Source organism: Mesorhizobium sp. M7A.F.Ca.CA.003.01.2.1 (assembly GCF_003998945.1).
Classification (GTDB): Bacteria; Pseudomonadota; Alphaproteobacteria; order Rhizobiales; family Rhizobiaceae; genus Mesorhizobium; species Mesorhizobium ciceri.
Window position 1 is genome coordinate 1 of the sequence record NZ_RZRA01000927.1, and the last position, 2,197, is coordinate 2,197.

2 protein-coding genes and 1 pseudogene are annotated in these 2,197 nt (G+C 65.3%); 2 read left to right on the forward strand and 1 reads right to left on the reverse strand.

Translation table 11 applies throughout. The features are described from left to right. Both EN969_RS27770 and EN969_RS27775 read left to right on the forward strand, forming a co-directional pair. On the forward strand, positions 1 to 766 hold a 766-nt coding region (locus tag EN969_RS27770; protein ID WP_127419571.1), incomplete at its 5' end, for an ATP-binding cassette domain-containing protein. Between the two features lie 107 nt (positions 767 to 873). Then, positions 874 to 1,650, forward strand: coding sequence for a heme ABC transporter permease (locus tag EN969_RS27775; protein ID WP_027162453.1), 777 nt, complete (start codon positions 874 to 876; stop codon positions 1,648 to 1,650). A 21-nt stretch (positions 1,651 to 1,671) separates the two neighbouring features. Here the strand turns inward: EN969_RS27775 and EN969_RS27780 are convergent. Beyond that, positions 1,672 to 2,197 (reverse strand): annotated as a pseudogene (locus EN969_RS27780) (D-TA family PLP-dependent enzyme); the annotation flags it as partial.

Below are 2,197 nucleotides of genomic sequence, written 5' to 3' on the forward strand. Positions count from 1 at the left end.
TGTCGGCTTTGAATTCGCCAATTCCGGCCAAGGCATCGACGACGTGTCCTTCGAGGTGCAGGCGGGCCAGACCGTCGCCATCGTGGGCCCGACGGGTGCCGGCAAGACCACGCTCATCAACCTGCTGCAGCGTGTCTTCTCGCCGTCCCATGGCCGTATCCTGATCGACGGCATCGACACCCGCACCGTGACCCGCAAGTCGGTGCGCCATTCGATCGCCACGGTGTTCCAGGATGCCGGCCTGCTCAACCGCTCGATCGAGGACAACATCCGTGTCGGCCGCGCCGATGCAAGCAATGACGAGATCCATGCCGCCGCCAATGCGGCTGCCGCACAGGACTTCATCCTGTCCAAGAGCAATGGCTACGACACGGTGGTTGGCGAACGTGGCGGCCAGCTGTCGGGCGGCGAACGTCAGCGCATCGCCATTGCCCGTGCCGTGCTGAAGGACGCACCGATCCTGGTGCTCGACGAGGCGACCAGCGCGCTCGACGTCGAGACCGAGGACCGCGTCAAGGAAGCGATCGACGAACTGCGCCGCGACCGCACCACCTTCATCATCGCCCACCGCCTGACCACCGTTCGCGACGCCGATCTGGTCGTGTTCATGGACAAGGGCAGGGTGGTCGAGATGGGCGGCTTCACCGAGCTGTCGCTGCGCAATGGCCGCTTTGCCAGCCTGCTGCGCGCTGGCGGCCTGCTCAACGACGAGGAGGTCCGCCGCCTCAGCCGCACCGTGCTGCAACAGCAGGAAGCGGCCGCCTGATCAGGCACGTCTCTGCTTTCTCCCACAGGGGAGAAGGCAAAGCGCTGCAGCCCTGCGACACCACCGCTCGATTGCCCCGAACGCCGCGGCGGTTTATGTAGAACCGCATGAGCGACACGACTTCACGCCTGACAAGCTGGATGGATCTCGCCAACCCGACGCGCTTCGTCGGGCTGGCGGACAAGGTCGTGCCATGGCTGGCCACGATCGCCGCACTGATCCTCGCAGTCGGGCTCTATATGAGCTTTGCCGCGCCTGAGGATTTCCAGCAAGGCATCACCGTCCGCATCATGTACATCCACGTGCCTTTCGCCTGGCTGGCCATGATGTGCTACACGCTGATGGCGGTCTCGGCGCTCGGCACGCTCGTCTGGCGGCATCCGCTGGCCGATGTCGCGCTGAAATCAGCCGCACCCATCGGTGCGGTCTTCACCGCGCTGGCGCTGATCACCGGTTCGATCTGGGGCAAGCCGATGTGGGGCACCTGGTGGGTCTGGGATGCGCGGCTGACTTCGGTCTTCGTGCTGTTCCTGATGTATCTCGGCATCATCGCGCTGACCCGTGCGCTCGACGATGCCAGCCGCGCCGCCTGGGCCGCCGCCATCATCACGCTGGTCGGCTTCATCAACATCCCGATCATCAAATTCTCGGTCGACTGGTGGAACACGCTGCATCAGCCGGCCTCGGTGTTCCGCATGGGCGGCTCCACCATCGACCCCAGCCTGCTGTGGCCGCTTCTGGTGATGGCGCTCGGCTTCACCGTGCTGTTCTTCGCGCTGCACCTGATGGCGATGCGCACCGAAATCCGCCGTCGCCGGGTGATTGCCATGCGCAGGGTCGCGGCACGGCAGGCGGAGCGCTCTCCCCCTTCTCCCCTTGTGTGAGAAGGCAAGACGCTTCTTAGTTCACCCCATCCTTCCGCGCGCCGCCACAGGCAGCGTTTCCAGCACTTTGTCGCCGTCGATCAGATTGACCTCGTTGAACAAGTTTGTGACGACGCAGCAATGGTCGGGCACCACACGCACGCGCTCGCCGATGCGCAATTTGCCGTCACCCGAAAGCGTGACGGTGCCGTGCTCCTCGCTCAGGCCCGTCACCCGCGCTCCCGGCACGCCGGGCAACTCGCCGAAATCGGCGAGACCCAGCGTGTCGCTGGACAGCGCCTTGCTGCCGGCATCGAGGATAACGCGCGTCGCGGTGGGATGGCTGACCACCGTCGACAGCACCGTCAGCGCGCAATCGTCGAGCGTGCCGACGCCTTTGGCGACCTGATAGCGGTCGAGATAGATGTAGGTGCCTGGACGATACTCCGTGACAACAGATGTATCGCTGGAGCGCCACATATCCGGCGTGCCGCCGCTGGAGATGCGTTCGCAGGCGAGGCCCGATGCGGCCAGCGCCTGCTTGGCGTCGGCGAGCCAGGCTTCGGCC

Coding starts and splice junctions, on each gene's coding strand:
- EN969_RS27775 (WP_027162453.1), top strand. CDS start 874: ATGAGCGACACGACTTCACGCCTGACAAGCTGGATGGATCTCGCCAAC.